Genomic DNA, 1,185 nt, shown 5'->3' on the forward strand with positions numbered 1-1,185 from the left:
CGTGGATTCCTCGGAGGGATCCTCGGTGCCGGAGTGGCCGCCGGCCTCGGCACCACGCTCTCCGGCTGCGCCTCCGACACCGCCGGACTGCAGCTGGGCAAACCGGTGCCGCCGCCCGGTGCCAAGACCGTCATCAACACGAGTGTGGGGATGCCCGAGGGGTACATGGGTCCGCGCCCCTCCATCGTCGGGAAGATCACCACCAAGCCGGCGACGCTGCGGGTCCTCGTCATGCAGGACTCCACCAACGTCGGCGACTGGAACACCAACAAGTTCACCAAGTGGTACGAGAACCGCACCGGCGTCAAGGTCGACTGGGTCGTCATCTCCTCGGAGGACTCGCTCACCAAGATCAACGCGATGATCGCGGCCAATGACATCCCCGATGTGCTGATGCCCAACCCGGGACTGACGCCCAGCCAGGTCCGCTACTACGGCGACCAGGGGCTGTTCATCCGCCTCAACGAGCTGATCGACAAGTACGGGACGCAGACCAAGGGCGCTTTCCGGGACTACCCCGAGTTCCGCAAGACGATGCAGGCCCCCAACGGCTCGCTCTACAGCCTCCCGTACATCAACGACTGCTTCCACTGCCACACCATGGGCTCGCGCACCTGGCTCTACCAGCCCTGGCTGGACAAGCTCGGCCTCGACGTCCCGCAGACCACCGCCGAGTTCGAGGAGGTGCTGCACGCCTTCAAGACCGGCGACCCCAACGGCGACGGCAAGAAGGACATCGTCCCCTTCGCGATCAGCTCCTTCGCCGCCTCGGCCGGCACCAACGCCACCATGAGCAACAGCATCGACCAGCTGTTCATGAACGCGTTCCTCTACAACCCCGGCAACCCGTGGCTGGCCCTGGACGGCGGCAAGGTCGACCTGGTCGTCGACAAGCCCGAGTGGCGCGACGCGCTGCGCTACATGCACCGCCTCACCAAGCAGGGCCTGATCGACCCCCGGTCGTTCACCATGACCGACACCCAGCTGCAGCTCATCGGCAACAGCAAGAAGGTCGTCCTGGGCTGCTCGATGGGCAACATCTGGGCCTCCTTCCAGACCATGGACATGGTCTCCAAGGACGCCACCTGGCGGCACTACAACGCGCTGCCGTCCCTCAAGGGGCCCGAGGGCGTCCGGAACGACAACTGGAACTACTACGAGCCGCTCGACCCCGGCCGCTACATG

General features: G+C 65.6%; 1 protein-coding gene. It reads left to right on the forward strand.

Translation table 11 applies throughout. The features are described from left to right. Positions 1-33 precede the first annotated feature (33 nt). Positions 34-1,185: extracellular solute-binding protein (locus tag BIV57_RS22845; protein ID WP_139275772.1), on the forward strand; the 1,152-nt coding region annotated here is incomplete at its 3' end.

It is taken from the genome of Mangrovactinospora gilvigrisea (genome assembly GCF_001879105.1).
Taxonomy (GTDB): Bacteria; Actinomycetota; Actinomycetes; order Streptomycetales; family Streptomycetaceae; genus Mangrovactinospora; species Mangrovactinospora gilvigrisea.